A 1,295-nucleotide genomic window follows, 5' to 3' on the forward strand; every position below is an offset into this window, starting at 1 on the left:
CTAATAAGTGGAAAGAAAAGCGGGCTAAGAAAATGGGTGCTACTGGCTAAAGTCAACAGTATTGGGGGCTGCCGGTATCTTAACGTTACGGGCATTAGTTTTAACGGCTCATAGGTGGACACAGTTTTGGCAAAAAATAAATCTCTTTGGCGTTCCTTCTGTTGCGGCTGCTTTAAATTGAGGCTGCACCCGTTAGAAAAAGCTTAACAGAAGGGTGCAATGCTTATTTGCTATTGCATGTTACGGCCTTGACTGCGATTGTCAAAAAAATGGTGAGGGGGTTGAATAATGGTATTTCAAAACCAGTTTCGCGATAGCGAACCGCTAAAAGAATTGAGTGACGCGAACGATGCGACCCCTAATTTTTCCCTTGCTTAATGAAAGATAAGACTGTATCTAATGTCGGCACAGCCTATAAGCGCATCTTATCGCGTTATAGCTGACTTACGGCCTTGTTGTGAAGGAAATTTATATGGCAAATGATACAAAAATACGGAGCAATGCTCGTTGGTTATTGCGCCTTACGACCTTAATCATAGGCATAGCTTGGCTCATTGACTACTTGATTCCTCATGATTACTGTTTTGAGCAACGCCGAAAATTAACTGATAAAGAGTACATTCTGATTGTATTAGATAAATTTATTAAGGAAGGAAAAATAAAGTTGCATGATAGGAACGAAACGGCACAGGCTTATCTATTGCATCACCCCAAGTGTTGCTCGGTATCCAAGGGGAAAAATTTCTCCGTATTATGATGGGCCAGAAGTCGTAATTTTCTATGAAGTCAGTGACACATTTAAAGAGCAATATCAAACTCAAAGTAGATATTATGACAGTGTAACTTTTATATCAACTTGTGGAAAACCTTTTGAATTTACAGGTTTATCCGAAGATACGTCCAACGAAGCAGCATCACACAACAATTAGGAACTATAGCATGACTACCCTTACCACTAACTGGCAAGAAATCGACAATAACAAAATGACCAATTTGTTTTTATATGGTCAACTGTATACGCCTCCTGATTTAGCAAATGAAAGCATAATTAACCATGAATCAGTGACTGTTTCGTAAGCGCTCAACCAAACCACCTGTTCTAATAAGTTCAGAACCGTTATTCTCAAAATTTTTGAAGAGGATAATGCATGACCTTAACTGCGCATTGGATACATCACCTGAACACTTGGCAAAGCAGCGGAATGACGCAAGCGGCGTATTGCCGACAGCATCGGCTTAATGTCAAAACCTTTGCCGCGCGGCTGCACGATTTTAGAAATGAACATTCCACACCG

Annotated in this window: 3 protein-coding genes; all 3 read left to right on the forward strand. The window is 40.4% G+C overall.

The window, feature by feature from the left end:
* Nucleotides 1-472 precede the first annotated feature (472 nt).
* A complete protein-coding gene (locus tag VZ94_RS21270; protein ID WP_045780784.1) occupies nt 473-757 on the forward strand; it encodes a hypothetical protein in 285 nt (94 codons plus the stop codon).
* Between the two features lie 182 nt (nt 758-939).
* Entirely contained in the window at nt 940-1,077 is a 138-nt protein-coding gene (locus VZ94_RS26320) for a hypothetical protein (RefSeq protein WP_157845013.1), read from the forward strand.
* A gap of 71 nt (nt 1,078-1,148) precedes the next feature.
* The coding region (tnpA, locus tag VZ94_RS33420; RefSeq protein WP_439097762.1) for an IS66 family insertion sequence element accessory protein TnpA at nt 1,149-1,295 on the forward strand (147 nt) is incomplete at its 3' end.

This window comes from Methylocucumis oryzae, from assembly GCF_000963695.1.
GTDB classification, from domain to species: Bacteria; Pseudomonadota; Gammaproteobacteria; order Methylococcales; family Methylomonadaceae; genus Methylovulum; species Methylovulum oryzae.